The 14,486-nt window shown below is 67.3% G+C and carries 13 protein-coding genes; 6 read left to right on the top strand and 7 right to left on the bottom strand.

The genetic code is table 11. The features are described from left to right. Positions 1-26: 26 nt before the first annotated feature. Both DVH23_RS00535 and DVH23_RS00530 read right to left on the bottom strand, forming a co-directional pair. Positions 27-359, bottom strand: a complete 333-nt coding sequence (locus DVH23_RS00535) for a hypothetical protein (protein ID WP_114575484.1) — start codon at positions 357-359, stop codon at positions 27-29. Continuing rightward, positions 359-1,171, bottom strand: coding sequence for a succinylglutamate desuccinylase/aspartoacylase family protein (locus tag DVH23_RS00530; protein ID WP_114575876.1), 813 nt, complete (start codon positions 1,169-1,171; stop codon positions 359-361). Before DVH23_RS00530 ends, DVH23_RS00535 begins: the two co-directional genes overlap by 1 nt. Positions 1,172-1,269: 98 nt before the next feature. Between DVH23_RS00530 and DVH23_RS00525 the strand changes: the two genes are divergently transcribed. Further along, the gene (locus DVH23_RS00525) at positions 1,270-1,629 is read left to right on the top strand and encodes a helix-turn-helix domain-containing protein (protein WP_114575483.1); all 360 of its coding nucleotides are present in this window, start codon (positions 1,270-1,272) and stop codon (positions 1,627-1,629) included. A 9-nt stretch (positions 1,630-1,638) separates the two neighbouring features. Here the strand turns inward: DVH23_RS00525 and DVH23_RS00520 are convergent, their stop codons facing one another. Together DVH23_RS00520 and DVH23_RS00515 are read right to left on the bottom strand one after the other, a co-directional pair. Next, entirely contained in the window at positions 1,639-2,727 is a 1,089-nt protein-coding gene (locus DVH23_RS00520) for a DNA topoisomerase IV subunit A (RefSeq protein WP_114575482.1), read from the bottom strand. Then, a complete protein-coding gene (locus tag DVH23_RS00515) occupies positions 2,724-5,165 on the bottom strand; it encodes a DNA topoisomerase VI subunit B (RefSeq protein ID WP_114575481.1) in 2,442 nt (813 codons plus the stop codon). Before DVH23_RS00515 ends, DVH23_RS00520 begins: the two co-directional genes overlap by 4 nt. Positions 5,166-5,297: 132 nt before the next feature. On the opposite strand from DVH23_RS00515, the gene gyrB reads away from it, so the two are divergent. After that, entirely contained in the window at positions 5,298-7,241 is a 1,944-nt protein-coding gene (gene gyrB / locus DVH23_RS00510; protein WP_114575480.1) for a DNA topoisomerase (ATP-hydrolyzing) subunit B, read from the top strand. A gap of 22 nt (positions 7,242-7,263) precedes the next feature. After that, on the top strand, positions 7,264-9,756 hold the full coding sequence (gene gyrA, locus DVH23_RS00505) for a DNA gyrase subunit A (protein WP_114575479.1): 2,493 nt from the start codon (positions 7,264-7,266) through the stop codon (positions 9,754-9,756). A gap of 12 nt (positions 9,757-9,768) precedes the next feature. On the opposite strand, the gene DVH23_RS00500 is transcribed toward gyrA, so the two are convergent. After that, positions 9,769-10,302 (bottom strand): Rrf2 family transcriptional regulator, encoded by a 534-nt coding sequence (locus DVH23_RS00500; RefSeq protein WP_114575478.1) that lies wholly within the window; start codon positions 10,300-10,302, stop codon positions 9,769-9,771. 188 nt (positions 10,303-10,490) lie between these two features. Continuing rightward, entirely contained in the window at positions 10,491-11,171 is a 681-nt protein-coding gene (locus DVH23_RS00495; RefSeq protein WP_114575477.1) for a metal-dependent transcriptional regulator, read from the bottom strand. Positions 11,172-11,261: 90 nt separating this feature from the next. Between DVH23_RS00495 and rocF the strand changes: the two genes are divergently transcribed. The 3 genes from rocF to DVH23_RS00480 all read left to right on the top strand — a co-directional run bounded on the left by rocF (position 11,262) and on the right by DVH23_RS00480 (position 14,071). Next, a complete protein-coding gene (gene rocF, locus DVH23_RS00490; protein WP_114575476.1) occupies positions 11,262-12,182 on the top strand; it encodes an arginase in 921 nt (306 codons plus the stop codon). A 148-nt stretch (positions 12,183-12,330) separates the two neighbouring features. Beyond that, entirely contained in the window at positions 12,331-13,488 is a 1,158-nt protein-coding gene (locus DVH23_RS00485) for an NAD(P)/FAD-dependent oxidoreductase (protein ID WP_114575475.1), read from the top strand. Between the two features lie 43 nt (positions 13,489-13,531). After that, the gene (locus tag DVH23_RS00480; RefSeq protein ID WP_114575474.1) at positions 13,532-14,071 is read left to right on the top strand and encodes a small multi-drug export protein; all 540 of its coding nucleotides are present in this window, start codon (positions 13,532-13,534) and stop codon (positions 14,069-14,071) included. Between the two features lies 1 nt (position 14,072). On the opposite strand, the gene DVH23_RS00475 is transcribed toward DVH23_RS00480, so the two are convergent. Further along, a complete protein-coding gene (locus DVH23_RS00475; protein ID WP_114575473.1) occupies positions 14,073-14,477 on the bottom strand; it encodes an SHOCT domain-containing protein in 405 nt (134 codons plus the stop codon). Between the last annotated feature and the right edge of the window lie 9 nt (positions 14,478-14,486).

Below are 14,486 nucleotides of genomic sequence, written 5' to 3'. Positions count from 1 at the left end.
CCGTGACTCCCGGCCGCGGCTCCGGACTATCGGCCGGTCGACCGGCGATCGGGTTCGGCCGCTCCAGTCCCGCTCGACCCGCGGATCCGGAGGAGTTCGTAGCAGTAGCCGACGGCGACCGACACTGCGTAGCAGCCGACGGTGAAGGGAACCCAGTACGCCCAGAACTCGAAGCGCGCCGAGAGGACGTTGCCGATCGCCGTCCCGACCACGTAGATGAGATAGCCCGGCAGCGCCAGCGGCGTCATCCAGGCGGTCCTGAGCCAGCCGGCCGCGAGCGGCACGACGAGGACGGCGTAGGTGGCGAGCGTCGCCGGCCCCGCGAGGACCCGCCGGAGCGAGACGGTTCGTTCGGTCATCAGCCCACACCCCCCCGGCCGTCGGCCGCTTCGAGCAGTCCGTGGAGCGAGAGGACCTTCGCGACCGCGTGGCGGGTCAGCTCGTTTTTCGTCTCCTGGTCCAGGAGGAACGCGGTCGTCTCGAAGAGGTAGGCGTCGGCGCCGAACTCCCGGTCGACCGCGTGAAAGAGCAGCGGGCCTCCCATCATGCTCGTGGCCGCGGTGAATCGGTGAAAGGGCATGTACCACGGGATCGCGACCTCGTTCAAGTACGCCGCGAGCTCCTCGCCGCGGGCCGACGGCGAGTGAAAGATCGCCTGGCCGACGTATCTGGGATGGACGCCGTAGATCCCGAGCGAGCGGTGGAGGTCGAGGAAGACGTCGGGGGCATGGCGTTCGATGGCGGTCCAGAGCCCGCGGGCGAGCTCCGTCTCCGGGGGTCGATCCGGCGGAAACTGGCGGTTCAGGTCGCCGCCGACCCCGTCCCGGCGGCCGTTCTCGATCGCGACCCGGTTGGCCTCCGGGATCACGACCAGCCGGCCCGCGTCGGGATACCAGCTCGCGGCCTCGCGGGCGACCTCGATCCCGTTGGGTTCGTCGCCGTGGATCCCTCCCGTCACCATCACCGTCGGTCCCGCTTTCGGCGCGTCGACCACGTAGAGGGGCGTCTCGTGGCGGGTCCCGGGGAGGATCGTCTCGGTCTCCGTCCGGACGGGCTCGCCGCCGGGACGCCGTGCGGCCGCCACCAGCCCCGCGCCGGCCGAGGCGCTCTCCCGGCCGACCACGGTCGTTCCCGCGAGGATATCGGCCACGAGAACTTCCCATCGGGTCATCGTCGTCCTCGAGGCCCTCGCCACTAATGCGTGTTTCCCTCCGGGGCAAAGCGGTTCGATACCGAACCACTATACTCCCCGGCGACGTACGGCCGGCGATGGCATCCGACCGCTCGAGCCCCGCGGCGACTGCCCGGGAACCGAACCCCGAGGCCTGCCCGGTGATCGAATCGATCGAACAGATCGGCTCCCAGTGGCGCCTCGCGGTCCTCCACGAGCTCCAGGACGGCGAGTACCGGTTCAACGAGCTCAAGCGGGCGACCGGCGCGAACGCACGGACCCTCTCGCGAGTGCTCGACGACCTCGGCGAGACGGGGTTCGTCGATCGCCGGCTCGAGGAGGACGCACCCGTCGCGACCTACTACAGCCTCACCGCGAAAGGCGAGTCCCTCGCGCCGGTCTTCGACGAGATCGAGTGCTGGGCGGGCGACTGGCTCGGAGAGGTCGAAACCGAGTGAGACGCCGGACTACAGGACGCCCATCTCGTCCAGCCGTTCGGGCAGATACGTCTCCGTAACGAAGTCGAGCCCGCGGGCGGCGAGTGCCTGCTGTTCTGCCTTCTTGTCGATTTCGAGCTGGAGCTCGATCTGTTCTTCCCAGTAGTCGGTCTGGAACCGGGGGTCCTCAAGTTCGTTCTCCAGGGCGTTGACGTCCGAGTCCGAGAGGGGGTCCGTCGGGAGGTCGTACTCGACGATGTCGGCGGGCTGGATCCCGATGAACTGCGCCTGGGGCGTCGCGAGGTACTCCGAGAGGTGAGCGGACTTGATCGAGCCGTAGGCGACCGAGCCGAAGATCCGGTAGGACCACGGGTCGCCGTCGGTAAACACCGTCACGGGCAGGTCGAGTTCGTCGTGGAGGCGCTTCGTGAGCCGCCGGGTCGCCCGCGCGGGCTGGCCCCCGAGGTGGACGGTCAGCGCGCCGAACTCCTCGTCGAACCCGTTCTCGACGAGCCGGTCGCGCATCCCGCCGGTCTCGACACAGAGGACGAACTCGGCGTCACACTCGAGGAACTCGATCGTGTCGGGATTGTTCGGGATCTGGTAGCCACCCTGTCCGACGTCGTCCTGGCAGTGGATCTCTCTGGCACCTCGGTTCGTCTGCTCTCTGATCCGAAGCGGCCCCATCACCTTCGCGCCCGATTCCTCGGGGCGCATGTGGAAGTCCTCGCGGGTGACCTCGCTGACGATCTCTAAGTCCTCGACCAGCTGGTTCGACTCGTCCTGGTCGTTGAACTGGGCGTTGTCGTTGTCCCAGCTTTCGGAAAGGTAGTACAGCTCACGCAGGGTCGACGACCTGTCCTGCTCTAGCTGGTCGGCGAGGAAGTCGATGGTGTAGACTGCCTTCAGGAGCTTCTGGGCGCCCCGAACGGAGTTCGCCGACCGCGTCGATTCCCGGTCGCCGTACACCCAGACGTCGGCCTCCTCGTCGTACTCGATGTTGCTCTTCGTCCGGGTGGGGATCGACATCGAGGGGACCTCCCCCTGCTCGAACTGGTCGTAGAACCGTGCGGCGAGGTCGATCAATTGCTCTCTGGCCCGGTCGTCGTCTGCGCTCATTGGTTCACCGTGAGTTTCTCGGTTTCGACTCCCTTCACGTCGAGGTCGAACGCCGCGTCGTCTCCCGTCCGGTATTCGAGCACTGCTTCGCCGTCGCTGGGAACGTCGGTCTCCCAGCGGACGAACCACTCGCCGTCCATCTCGACGACGCTCGCGCCGTCGCTCACCTCCGTCGGTTCGGCGGTGACGATGTCGGTGAGTTCGATCGACTCGTTGGTCCCCGAGTGGTTCTCGATGGCCACCCGGACCCGCTGGCCGTCGCCGTTCGCCTCCGTCCGGCGTTCGACGAGCACGTTGTTCATGATCCGGGCGATCGCGTCGTCGATCTCGGGTTCGTCGTTGCCGGTGACCTCGGCGACCTTCTCTGCCATCTCGGGGAGGATCTCCCCCAGCACGCTCTGTTTCTTCCGGCGTTTCTGCATCGACCGGCGCTTATTGAGGTAGCTCTTCAGGTCGCGGGCGGCCTCCCGGATCGCGAGTTCGATCTCGTCTTCGATCTCGGGGACGTTCGCGACGGCGTCCTTGGACTCGCTCGTGAAGGGGACGTTCGTCGAGGCGACGTGGACCATGATCACGGCGGGGCCGTTGGGCATCCCGCTGCCGCCCGGCTGATCGAGCCCGTAGTTGCGCCAGCCGATTCCCTTGACGACGTCGGTCGTCGCACACGCCCCGCGCTGGTAGACCAGCGGGACCCGATTGGCAAAGCGCATCACGTCGGCGCTGCCTTCGGCCTCGATCTCGCCGCCGTAGGCGATCCCCGCCTCGACGATGAACGGGTCCCCGCCCGCCACGCCCGCGTCGCGGGTCGCGGCCGCGTAGAAGTCCGCGTCGTACTCCTTTTCGAGTCCGGCCTGGATCAGCTCGGACGAAATCGGCGAGAGACACCGCGTCGGCGGCGCCATGATGTCGGTTTCCCGCATCGCCTCGACGAGGTCGCTGGCGGCGTCCCGGCTCCCGGCCAGTTCGCGCACGAGCGGCGGGTCGTCCGGCACCGTCTCCATCACCGACCAGACCGACTCGACGACGTTTTCCCGGGCTGTTTCCCCGAAACTGACGTCGTCGTACTCCTCGGTGAGTTCGGCGGCGCGGCCGACCCGGTCCTCAAGCTCGTCGCGGGTCAGTCGGTGACTTCCCTCCCTGAAGGTGCCCGCGAGTCGGTCGGCAAAGGCCCGGATCACGGCGTCGTCCTTCCGGGAACTCGTCGCGTCGTCGGCGATCCGGTAGAGGTCGTCGGCGGTTCGGGATTCGTCAACGGCGTCGTCCTCGCTCTCGTCGCCTGCACCGACGACGGTCAGCCAGGCGGCCTCGGTCGCGCGCTCGCGGACCGTCTCGCCGAAAGTCGTTCCGAACTCCTCACCGATCTCCTCGGCTGCGTCCTCGACGATCTCGCTGAGCTGGTGGTGGGCGACGCGCTCGCGCTCTCTGAGGGAATCGGCGACTCCCTCCGCGAAGGCATCGGTCGCGTCGGCTCCCTTGTTCGCGGTCGCCTCGACGACCGCGCTCGCGACGTCGCCCTCCGAAACCCCTCCGCGAGCGCCCGGCGGCGTCCAGGCCATCTCGCGGCCGTAGTGGCGATCCCGGAAGGCGTCGACGACCGAGTCGGCGGTCTTCTTGCCTACCCGGGTGAACTCGCCCTGGAGGAAGCCCGAGACGGAGTGTGAGTCCGTCGAGCCGAGCATCTTGATCACGGTCCCGAGTTCGACGCCGTGGGGGTGGGGACGGATCTCCTCCGTCTCCTCGGGAAGCTGGTCGGTCGCACGCTCGGACTTGAAGTGGGCGTTGGGCTCGCGAAGCTCGATCCGGGCGTGGGGGTTGACGACCGCCGTGTGCTTGATGTAGTCGTGGAGTTGCGAGCGCGCGCGCATGTTCGCCTCCATCTCGAGTTCGATCCGGGTGCCGTGGGGGCGGTCCCAGGTCGTCTCTTCTTGCACACTGATCTCGGGTTCGTTCTCGTCGGTGTCGATGATGAGTTCGAAGTACTTCGCGGTCTCGCCTCCCTGGGTCCGGCTCGTGATCTTCGCGGGTTTGCCGCTCGTGAGTTGGCTGTAGAGGACGGCCGCGGAGATCCCGATCCCCTGCTGGCCGCGGGACTGCTCGCGAACGTGGAATCGGGAGCCATAGAGGAGTTTCCCGAAGACCTTCGGCAGCGAGTCGGCGGTGAGCCCCGGACCGTTGTCCTCGACGATCAGTCGGTAGTAGTCGCCGGCCTCCTCGATCTCGACGTAGATGTCGGGCAGGATCCCCGACTCCTCGGCGGCGTCCAGGGCGTTGTCGACGGCCTCCTTGACGGCCGTGACGAGGCCGCGGGCGCCACTGTCGAAGCCGAGCATGTGCTTGTTCTTCTCGAAGAACTCGGCGATCGAGATCGCCCGCTGGTTGTCCGCGAGTTCCTCGGCGATCCCCGGATCGTCGCCGAGGGTCGACTGGAGCGACGTCATTACGCCTCCATACTAACGGCGCGGGTAAAAGCTGTGCGTTACCGGAGTGAAAGTGAACTAGCTTGCTCTACGCGCGAGCGCGCACACGTGAGCTTTATCAAGGACCGACCACTACCCGAAGACAGGTTTCTCATGTCCCAGGAACGCGAGTACGGCGCCGGCCAGATCCAGGTTCTAGAAGGCCTGGAGGCCGTCCGGAAGCGGCCGGCGATGTACATCGGCTCTACCGACGCTCGAGGGCTCCATCACCTCGTCTACGAGGTGGTGGACAACTCGATCGACGAGGCGCTCGCCGGCCACTGCGAGGAGATCACCGTCACCATCCGCGAGGACGGCGGGGTCTCCGTCGCCGACGACGGCCGGGGAATCCCCGTCGACACCCACGCCGAATACGACCGTCCCGCCCTCGAGGTCATCATGACGGTGCTCCACGCCGGCGGGAAGTTCGACAACAAGTCCTACCAGGTGTCGGGCGGGCTCCACGGCGTCGGCGTCAGCGTCGTCAACGCCCTCTCCGAACGCCTCGAGACCGAGGTCAGCCGCGACGGCGGGGTCTTCTCTCACACCTTCGCGGGGGGCGCCCCACAGGGCGAGATGGAACGCGTCGGCGATCTGGAGGGCGAGGAGACGGGGACTGAGATCACGTTCTGGCCGGACTCCGACATCTTCGAGACGACCGACTTTTCCTTCTCGACGCTCTCGAACCGGCTTCGGGAGCTGGCCTTCCTCAACTCCGGGGTCGCGATCACGCTGCGGGACGAACGCGCCGAGGACGACCGAGACGGAAGCCACGACGACGAGAAGGTCGAGGAGACCTACCGCTACGACGGCGGGATCCGTGAGTTCGTCGAGTATCTGAACGAGACGCGCTCGGCGATGCACGACGACGTCATCTACTTTGAGGATAGCGGCGAGGGAATCGAAGTCGAGGTCGCGATGCAGGCGACCCAGGAGCTCCAGGGCTCGATCCATGCCTTCGCGAACAACATCAACACTCGCGAGGGCGGCACTCACCTCACCGGGTTCAAGACCGCGCTGACACGGTGTGTCAACGACTACGCGGGCGAGAACGACCTGCTCTCGGACCTCGACGAGAACTTGCGGGGCGAGGACATCCGCGAGGGGCTGACGGCAGTGATCTCGATCAAACACCCCGATCCCCAGTTCGAGGGCCAGACGAAGACGAAACTCGGCAACAGCGACGTCCGGGGGATCGTCGAGAGCACGATCCACGAGGGACTGGGCACCTACTTCGAGGAGAACCCCGACACGGCCCAGGCGATCGTGATGAAGGCCGTCGAGGCCGCGAAAGCCCGGAAAGCGGCGAAGAAGGCCGAGGAGCTTACCCGCCGGAAGTCCGCGCTCGACTCGACGTCGCTGCCCGGAAAGCTCGCGGACTGCCAGACGAAGGATCCCGAGGAGGCCGAACTGTTCATCGCGGAGGGGGATTCGGCAGGCGGGAGCGCCAAACAGGCCCGCGACCCCGAGTTCCAAGCAGTGCTCCCCATTCGGGGGAAAGTGCTCAACGTCGAGAAACACCGACTCGATCGCATCCTCGAGAACGACCAGATTCGGAACATGATCACCGCGATCGGCGCGGGGATCGGCGACGAGTTCGACGTCGCCGACGTCCGCTACAAGAAGATCATCATGGCGACCGACGCCGACGTCGACGGCGCCCACATCCGCACCCTGCTGCTGACCTTCTTCTACCGGCACATGCGCCCGCTGCTGGAGGGCGGTTACGTGTACGCGACCCAGCCGCCGCTGTACCGCATCCGGTATCGCGGCGAGACCTACGACGCGATGACCGACGCCGAACGCGACGAGATCGTCGAAGAGAAATGTAACGGCAACCCGACCCGCGTCCAGCGGTTCAAGGGCCTCGGCGAGATGAACCCCGAACAGCTCTGGGAGACGACGATGAACCCCGAAAACCGCATCCTGAAACGGATCACGATCGAGGACGCTGCCGCCGCCGACAAGATGTTCTCCGTACTGATGGGCGACGCCGTCGGCCCGCGAAAACAGTTCATCAAGGATCACGCTCCCGAAGCCGAGTGGATCGATATATGATCCAACAATTCGAGGTAATTCCATGAGTTCAGACGTTCCCGATCCCACCGACATCGACGCCGCAGCCGTAGAGTCCGTCCGCATCGAAGACGAGATGGAACAGAGCTACATCGACTACGCGATGAGCGTCATCGCGGGACGTGCCCTCCCCCGTGTCGAGGACGGGCTGAAGCCGGTCCACCGTCGGATCCTGTACGCGATGCATGAGATGGGCGTCACCTCAGGCTCCTCCCATCGGAAGTCGTCCTCGATCGTCGGCGAGACGATGGGTGACTACCATCCCCATGGTGATAGCCCGATCTACGACACCCTGGTCCGGATGGCCCAGGAGTTCTCGATGCGCTATCCCCTCGTCGACGGCCAGGGGAACTTCGGCTCGATGGACGGCGACCCCGCTGCAGCGCCCCGATACACCGAGGCCCGGATGGCCGCCGTCTCCGAGGAACTCCTCTCGGACATCGAAAAGGACACCGTCGACTTCTCGGCGAACTACGACGACCGCTTACAGGAGCCCGACGTCCTTCCGGCCGCGTTCCCGAACCTGCTGGTCAACGGCTCCTCGGGGATCGCCGTCGGGATGAGCACGAACATCCCACCGCACAACCTGGGCGAGGTGATCGACGCGACGGTCGCACTGATCGAGAACTCGGAGGCGACCGTCGAGGACCTGATGGACCACGTCAAGGGCCCCGACTTCCCGACGGGCGCGAACATCGTCGGCCGGGACGCCATCTACTCGGCGTACAAGACCGGCCGCGGACGCATCCGGGTGCGCGCCGAGTTCGAAGTCGAGGAGTTCGGCAACGACCGCGAGCGGATCGTCATCTCGGAGATCCCCTACCAGGCCAACAAGGCCCGGCTGGTCGAACGCATCGCCGAGGACGTAAACGAGGGGGAGATCGAGGGGATCAGCGATCTCAGAGACGAGTCCGACCGCGACGGCGTCCGGATCGTCGTCGAGCTCAAGCGCGGCGCGAACACCGAGGTCGTCGAGAACCGCCTGCTCGAGAACCACCTGGAGAAGACCTTCGGCGTCATCAACCTCGCGCTGGTCGACGGCCAGCCCCGGGTTCTGAGCCTGAAAGAGACCCTCCAGGAGTACGTCAACCACCGCCGCGAGGTCGTCCGGCGGCGCAGCGAGTACGACTTGGCGGAGGCCGAAGAGCGCGCACACATCCTCGAGGGGCGACTGCGAGCGCTGGAACACGTCGAGGCGGTCGTCGACTTGATCCAGAACTCCGAGGACCGCTCGGCCGCAAAGGAGGGCCTACGCGAGACCTTCGAGTTCTCGGCCGACCAGGCCGACCACATCGTTCGGATGCAACTCGGGAGTCTCACCTCGATGGAGGCCGTCGAGATCGAGGAGGAGTACGAGGAGGTCGAGGTCGAAATCGAGCGCCTGGAGGCGATCCTCGACAGCGACGAGCGTCTCGACTCGGTGATCACGGAGGAACTCCGCGAGATCAAAGACGAGTACGACGATGACCGGCGGACGTCGATCGTCGAGGACGCGGGCACCGTGACCCACGAGGACCTCATCCCCGAGGAGGAGGTCCTCGTCGTGATGACCGAGGACGACTACGTCAAGCGAATGCCGGTCGATGCCTTCGACCCCCAGGGTCGGGGCGGGAAGGGGATCATCGGCGCGGACGTAAAGGAGGGCGACCGGGTAACGGCCGTCTTCCGGGCGAACACCCACGACTACCTCCTTTGCTTTACGAACCACGGCCAGGTCTACCGGCTCAAGACCTACGAGATCCCCGAGATGGGCCGCACCGCGAGGGGGAAGTCCGCGGTCAACGTCCTCGACCTCGATCCCGGCGAGGAGATCACGGCCGTCGTCGACACCGACGAGTTCGCCGAAAGCGAGTGCGTGACGACGGTCACCCGCCAGGGGTACGTCAAGCGGACGGCGGGTGAGGCCTTCGAGAACATTCGCACGACGGGCCTGATCGCGGCCTCTCTCGAGGAGGGCGACGAACTGGTCGACGTCGAGGTCACCGACGGCACCGGCGACCTCGTCGTCGCCACCGAGGGCGGGATGACGATCCGCTTCGACGAGAGCGAGGTCCGTGAGATGGGCCGGAACGCCCGGGGCGTCGGCGCGATCAAACTCGAGGACGGCGACGCTGTCGCGGGGCTGGTCGCGACCGGCGGCGGCGCCGGGGACGACCGCTCGCTGCTGACGGTCACGGAGCGGGGCTACGGCAAGCGTACCCTGCTCTCGGAATACCGGACCCAGTCGCGGTACGGCAAGGGGTTGATCGACATCAAGACCGACGACCGCAACGGGCCGGTGACGGCCGTCGAGGCCATCGACGCGGACGATCACCTGATCGTGATGAGCGAGCGCGGCCAGATCATGCGCACGCGGGCCGCCGAGATCTCGACGGTCGGGCGGAACACGCTGGGCGTAACGGTGATGGACGTCGCGGCCGACGACGCGGTGGCGAGCGTCGACGTGCTCCCCGCTGTGGAGGACGGGGAGCGAGAAGCGTCGGACGACGCGGAGTGAGTCGGGCGCCGGTCAGTGGGCCGGCTCCTCGGCGGGGGCGACCATGTCGTCGATCCGGAGGATGAGGATGTTGTTCGTGTCGTCTTTCCCGTCGACGCTGCCCTCGATCTTGAGCTTCGAGAGCGGCGTCGGGCCGACGGTCACGGAGTCGTCCTCGTGAAAGCCGTCGATCGCCCCCTGGATGTGGACCTCGGCACGACAGAGCTCGGGGTGGTGGACGCTCGAGAGGTCGATCTCCTCGACGATGACGCCCTCGACGTCCTCGCCCTCGTGGCGAAGCGGGACGGAGGCGGGCTCGTCCATCTGCTGGATCTCGAGGGCCTCGTAGGCCGTCGCCGTCGGCTTGTAGCCGCCTTTCGGCCCGGGGACGCCCTCGACCAACTGGAGGGCTTTCAGGCTCTGCATCTGGTTGCGGATCGTTCCGGGATTGCGGTCGACCTGCTCGGCGATGTCCTCGCCTTTGATCGCGTCCTCGGAGTCCTTGTGGAGGTTCGTCAGCGCGCGCAGGATCTTCTTCTGGCTCGGGGTGAGTTCGATCGATGACATGATGTGTTCTGTGATATCCTTCGTGATAGATTTCCTTAAACCCGTGGATTGGCGATCGGTTACGTCGATTCGTAGTTTCGGAGGGCTCCACTAAACCCTTTGCCCCGACCGATCGTGGGATTTTCCCGGCCAGGAACGATTCGCGAGGTCGAGAGCGGGTCTGCGGTCGCTCCGTCGCCGTACTCTCCTCAGCCCTCGACCTCGGCCGGCGGGGCAACCCGGACGTGTCTCGCGACCTCCTCGGGCAGAGAAACGTCCTCGTCGTGGCCCGCCGCCCGCGCCGTGATCATTCCGAAGGGGGCGATCTCTCTGATCTCGAGGGAGACGCCGGGTTCGACGCCGTGGTCTGCGAGATATGAGAGCACCTCGGCGTCGCGGTCTGCGACCTCCCGGACGACGACCCGGTCGCCCTCCGCGAACGCCGAGACCGGATCGCCCGTCCGCGTCGATGGAGGCTCCAGGTCGGCGCCGGGGATCGGCGAGCCGTGGGGATCGACCTCGGGGTCGTCCAGGGCGGCCGCGACCCGGGTTTCGAACTCCTCGCTGATGTGGTGTTCGAGCCGGTCGGCCTCGTCGTGGACCTCCGCCCAGTCGTAATCCAGGTGTTCGGTCAGGTAGGCCTCGAGCAGGCGGTGGTGGCGGACGACCTCGATTGCGACGCCGCGGCCCTCCTCGGTGAGCCGGACGCCCTTGTACTTCTCGCGGTCGACGAGCCCGCGGTCCTCTAGCTTCTCGACCATGCTCGTCACCGTCGGCGACGTGACCGAGAGCTCCTCGGCGATCTCGGAGGTCTTGATCCGGTCCTCCCGGTCGCGCTGGAGCCGGTAGATCGCCTTGAGGTAGTCCTCCATCACGTCGCTCAGCATCACCCGGAGATTAGGTCCGTCTATTCCTAAAGCTTCCGTCCGGCCGGTCGGCGAGTCGCCTACAACTAAACCGCCCGCCGCCGTAGGTCGGTCATGGACGGAGCCGTCCGGGTGATCGGCGCGCCGATGGACTACGGGACGAACCGACGCGGGGTCGACATGGGCCCCTCCGCGATCAGGTACGCGGGACTGGCCGACGGGCTGGCGGAAGCCGGAACTACCCCGACCGACGACGGCGACCTCGTCGTCGCCCGCGCGGAGGAACGCGACCCCGACGCCAGCCCGCCCAGCGAGGGCGAGGCGAAGTTCCTGGCGGAGATCGAGGACGTCTGTACCCGACTCGAGGAGCGAGTGGCCGAGACCATCGCCGAGGGCGTCACCCCGCTCGTGCTCGGCGGGGACCACTCGATCGCGATCGGGACGGTAGGCGGTGCCGCCCGCGAGGCGGATCTCGGCGTCGTCTGGTTCGACGCCCACGGCGACTTCAACACCCCCGAGACCTCCCCCAGCGGGAACGTCCACGGGATGCCGCTGGCGGCGATCCTCGGACGGGGCGCCTTCGCTGAGATGTCCTGGGCCCAGGCGCCCGGGGTCCGCGACGAGTCCGTCGCCTACGTCGGCCTCCGGAGTCTCGACGACCGCGAACGCGTGGCGATCCGCGACAGCGAGATGACCGCCTACACGATGTCCGACATCGACGAGCGGGGGGTCAACGCCGTCGTCGAGGACGCTCTGGAGGTCGCCGCGGCGGGCACCGACGGGGTTCACGTCAGCCTCGATCTGGACTGGCTCGACCCCAAGACCGCACCCGGGGTCGGCACCCCCGTCCGCGGGGGCGTCAGCTACCGGGAGGCCCACTCCGCGCTCGAGTCCGTCTCCGAACGCCTCGGCGATTCGGGACTCCTCCGGTCGATGGACGTCGTCGAGGTGAATCCGATCCTCGACGAAGCGAACGAGACCGCGACCCTGGCGACCGAACTCGCTGCCAGCGCGTTCGGACGACGGATCATCTGAACCGTCTTTCGTCGGGCCGCCCGTCGAACGGGGCGGGCACAAATATTGCCACACGCTTGCGCTTCCGGCAGTCGGCTCCGCGTGGTACTGACGGACACACCGTTCGCGCTTCAACACCTTTGTATCGGTGTGTTTCCGAGGGGCGGGTATGCCAGAGAACGTCGTCGTTCTCGGGGCCGGGTACGCCGGCGCCGGAACGATCAAGAAGCTCCAATCGGAACTCGACGACGACGCACGGATCACCTGGGTCTCCGAGACCGACTACCACCTCGTGCTCCACGAGTCCCACCGCGTGATCCGGGACCCGGGCGTGCGCTCGGACATCACGGTCCCCGTCCACGACATCGCCGACCCCTCCACCCGGTTCGTCCAGGACACGGTGACGGGCCTCGACACCGACGACCAGGTCGTCTCCCTCGCCGAGGGCGAGGACGTCGACTACGACTACGTCCTCGTCGGCCTCGGGAGCCAGACCGCCTACTACGGCATTCCCGGCCTCGAAGAGCACTCGCTGACCCTGAAGAGCCTGGAGGACGCCCTCGAGATCCACGACGCGATCGACGCCGCGAGCCGGGAGGCGACTCGGGGCGAGCCCGCACAGGTCGTCGTCGGCGGCGCCGGGCTCTCGGGGATCCAGTCGGCCGGCGAGATCGCCGAGTTCCGCGACGCCAACCGCGCGCCGATCGACGTCCACCTCGTCGAGGCCCTAGAGGAGATCTTCCCGGGCAACGACCCCGAGATCCAGCGCGAACTCCGCTCGCTGCTGGAGGAGGCGGGCGTCCGCATCCACACCGACGACCCGATCACGGAGGCCGAGGACGGCACGATCCACTTCGACGAGGGCGAGCCCCTCGACTACGACGTCTTCGTCTGGACCGGCGGGATCACCGGCCAGGACGCCATGGAGGGCGCCGACCTCGAGAACGAACACAACCGGGTCACCACCGAGGCGAACTTCCGGACGAGCGACGACCGGGTGTTCGCGATCGGCGACTCGGCGATCGTAGACCAGGGCGACGTGCCCGCGCCGCCGACGGCCCAGGCCGCCTGGCAGGCCGCCGAGGTCGCCGGCGAGAACATCGCCCGCGCGATCGAGAACCGCCCGCTTTTGACCTGGGAGTACGACGACAAAGGGACGGTCGTCTCCGTCGGCGAGAAGGCCGTCGCCCACGAGGTCTCGATGTACCCCTTCGGTGACACCTTCGGGGGCTTCCCCGCGAAGAACCTGAAGAAGCTGATCGCGGCCCGCTGGATCGCGGACCTCACCTCCTGGAACCGTGCGCGAACCGCCTGGTCGTCGCTGTAGCTCGATCGACACGTTCTTTCTCCCGCCGGGCCGACGTCCGTCGATGGACGCCTCGAGTCTCGTCGATTCACTGCTCCCGGTCGCCGACACGCTCGCCGGAGACGCTCTCCTCCAGGGCGGGCAGGTCCGGGAGTGGATCGCCAGGGCGAGCGGCCCCTGGCGGTACCTGCTCGTCTTCGTCCTCGCGGCGATCCCGTGGCTCGAGATCCTGCTCGTGATCCCCGCGGGGATCGCGATCGGACTTGACCCCCTCCTCGTGGCCGGGGTCGCGTTCGCGGGCAACGCCCTCCCGATCTACGGGATCGTCCTCGCCTACGAGCGCCTCGCCGCACGCTTTGGCTGGGGAGAGGGCGAGGGATCGAAACGCCGCGAGCGCGCCCGGCGGGTCTGGAACAGCTACGGCCTCCCCGGCCTCGCGTTCGCCGCCCCGGTCCTTACCGGGGTCCACCTCGCGGCGGTCATCGCCCTCGGACTCGGCGCCCGCGGTCGCTCCACGCTCGGCTGGATGACCGCGAGCATCGCCGTCTGGACGGTCGCGATCACTGCGGCGACGGTCGCCGGGGTCGCCGTCCTCGGACTTTAGGCTACTCCCGGAGGAGATCGCGCTCGCGACCTCCCTCGTTGGGATCGGTCTCGAGTAAGCGCTCGACGGTCCGCTCGAACGTCTCCTCGTCGATCTCGCCGGTCGCGTACCGCTCCCGGAGCCGGTCGATCGGACGCTCGCGGGTCCGTGGCTCCTCGGCCGCCGTGGCCGTCGGCGCGTCCCGTCCGACCGCTCCGCGGAGCCACCGGTAGAGGGCGAACGTCGCGTAGGTTCCGAGGAGGACGGTCGGGGTCACGGTCACGAGCCAGAAGGCGCCAACCCACACCGGGATCCCCGGGACGAGGAAGATCGGGGCGACGAGCACGGCCGTGATCGACAGGCCGAGCCACAGCGGCGAGGTGAGCAGCCGGCGTCCCCCCGCCTCGATGCGCGACTCGAGGGTCATACCGGGTGG

This window comes from Saliphagus sp. LR7 (genome assembly GCF_003344565.1).
GTDB lineage: Archaea > Halobacteriota > Halobacteria > Halobacteriales > Natrialbaceae > Saliphagus > Saliphagus infecundisoli.
The sequence above is the reverse complement of the archived record's forward strand: the minus strand, read 5'-3'. Positions and strand labels throughout refer to the sequence as shown.

Bases quoted from the DNA above. Each gene is read 5' to 3' on its own strand.
- DVH23_RS00535 (WP_114575484.1), bottom strand. From the start codon at position 359: ATGACCGAACGAACCGTCTCGCTCCGGCGGGTCCTCGCGGGGCCGGCG.
- gyrA (WP_114575479.1), top strand. From the start codon at position 7,264: ATGAGTTCAGACGTTCCCGATCCCACCGACATCGACGCCGCAGCCGTA.
- DVH23_RS00480 (WP_114575474.1), top strand. From the start codon at position 13,532: ATGGACGCCTCGAGTCTCGTCGATTCACTGCTCCCGGTCGCCGACACG.
- DVH23_RS00530 (WP_114575876.1), bottom strand. From the start codon at position 1,171: ATGACCCGATGGGAAGTTCTCGTGGCCGATATCCTCGCGGGAACGACC.
- DVH23_RS00500 (WP_114575478.1), bottom strand. From the start codon at position 10,302: ATGTCATCGATCGAACTCACCCCGAGCCAGAAGAAGATCCTGCGCGCG.
- gyrB (WP_114575480.1), top strand. From the start codon at position 5,298: ATGTCCCAGGAACGCGAGTACGGCGCCGGCCAGATCCAGGTTCTAGAA.
- rocF (WP_114575476.1), top strand. From the start codon at position 11,262: ATGGACGGAGCCGTCCGGGTGATCGGCGCGCCGATGGACTACGGGACG.
- DVH23_RS00475 (WP_114575473.1), bottom strand. From the start codon at position 14,477: ATGACCCTCGAGTCGCGCATCGAGGCGGGGGGACGCCGGCTGCTCACC.
- DVH23_RS00485 (WP_114575475.1), top strand. From the start codon at position 12,331: ATGCCAGAGAACGTCGTCGTTCTCGGGGCCGGGTACGCCGGCGCCGGA.
- DVH23_RS00520 (WP_114575482.1), bottom strand. From the start codon at position 2,727: ATGAGCGCAGACGACGACCGGGCCAGAGAGCAATTGATCGACCTCGCC.
- DVH23_RS00515 (WP_114575481.1), bottom strand. From the start codon at position 5,165: ATGACGTCGCTCCAGTCGACCCTCGGCGACGATCCGGGGATCGCCGAG.
- DVH23_RS00525 (WP_114575483.1), top strand. From the start codon at position 1,270: ATGGCATCCGACCGCTCGAGCCCCGCGGCGACTGCCCGGGAACCGAAC.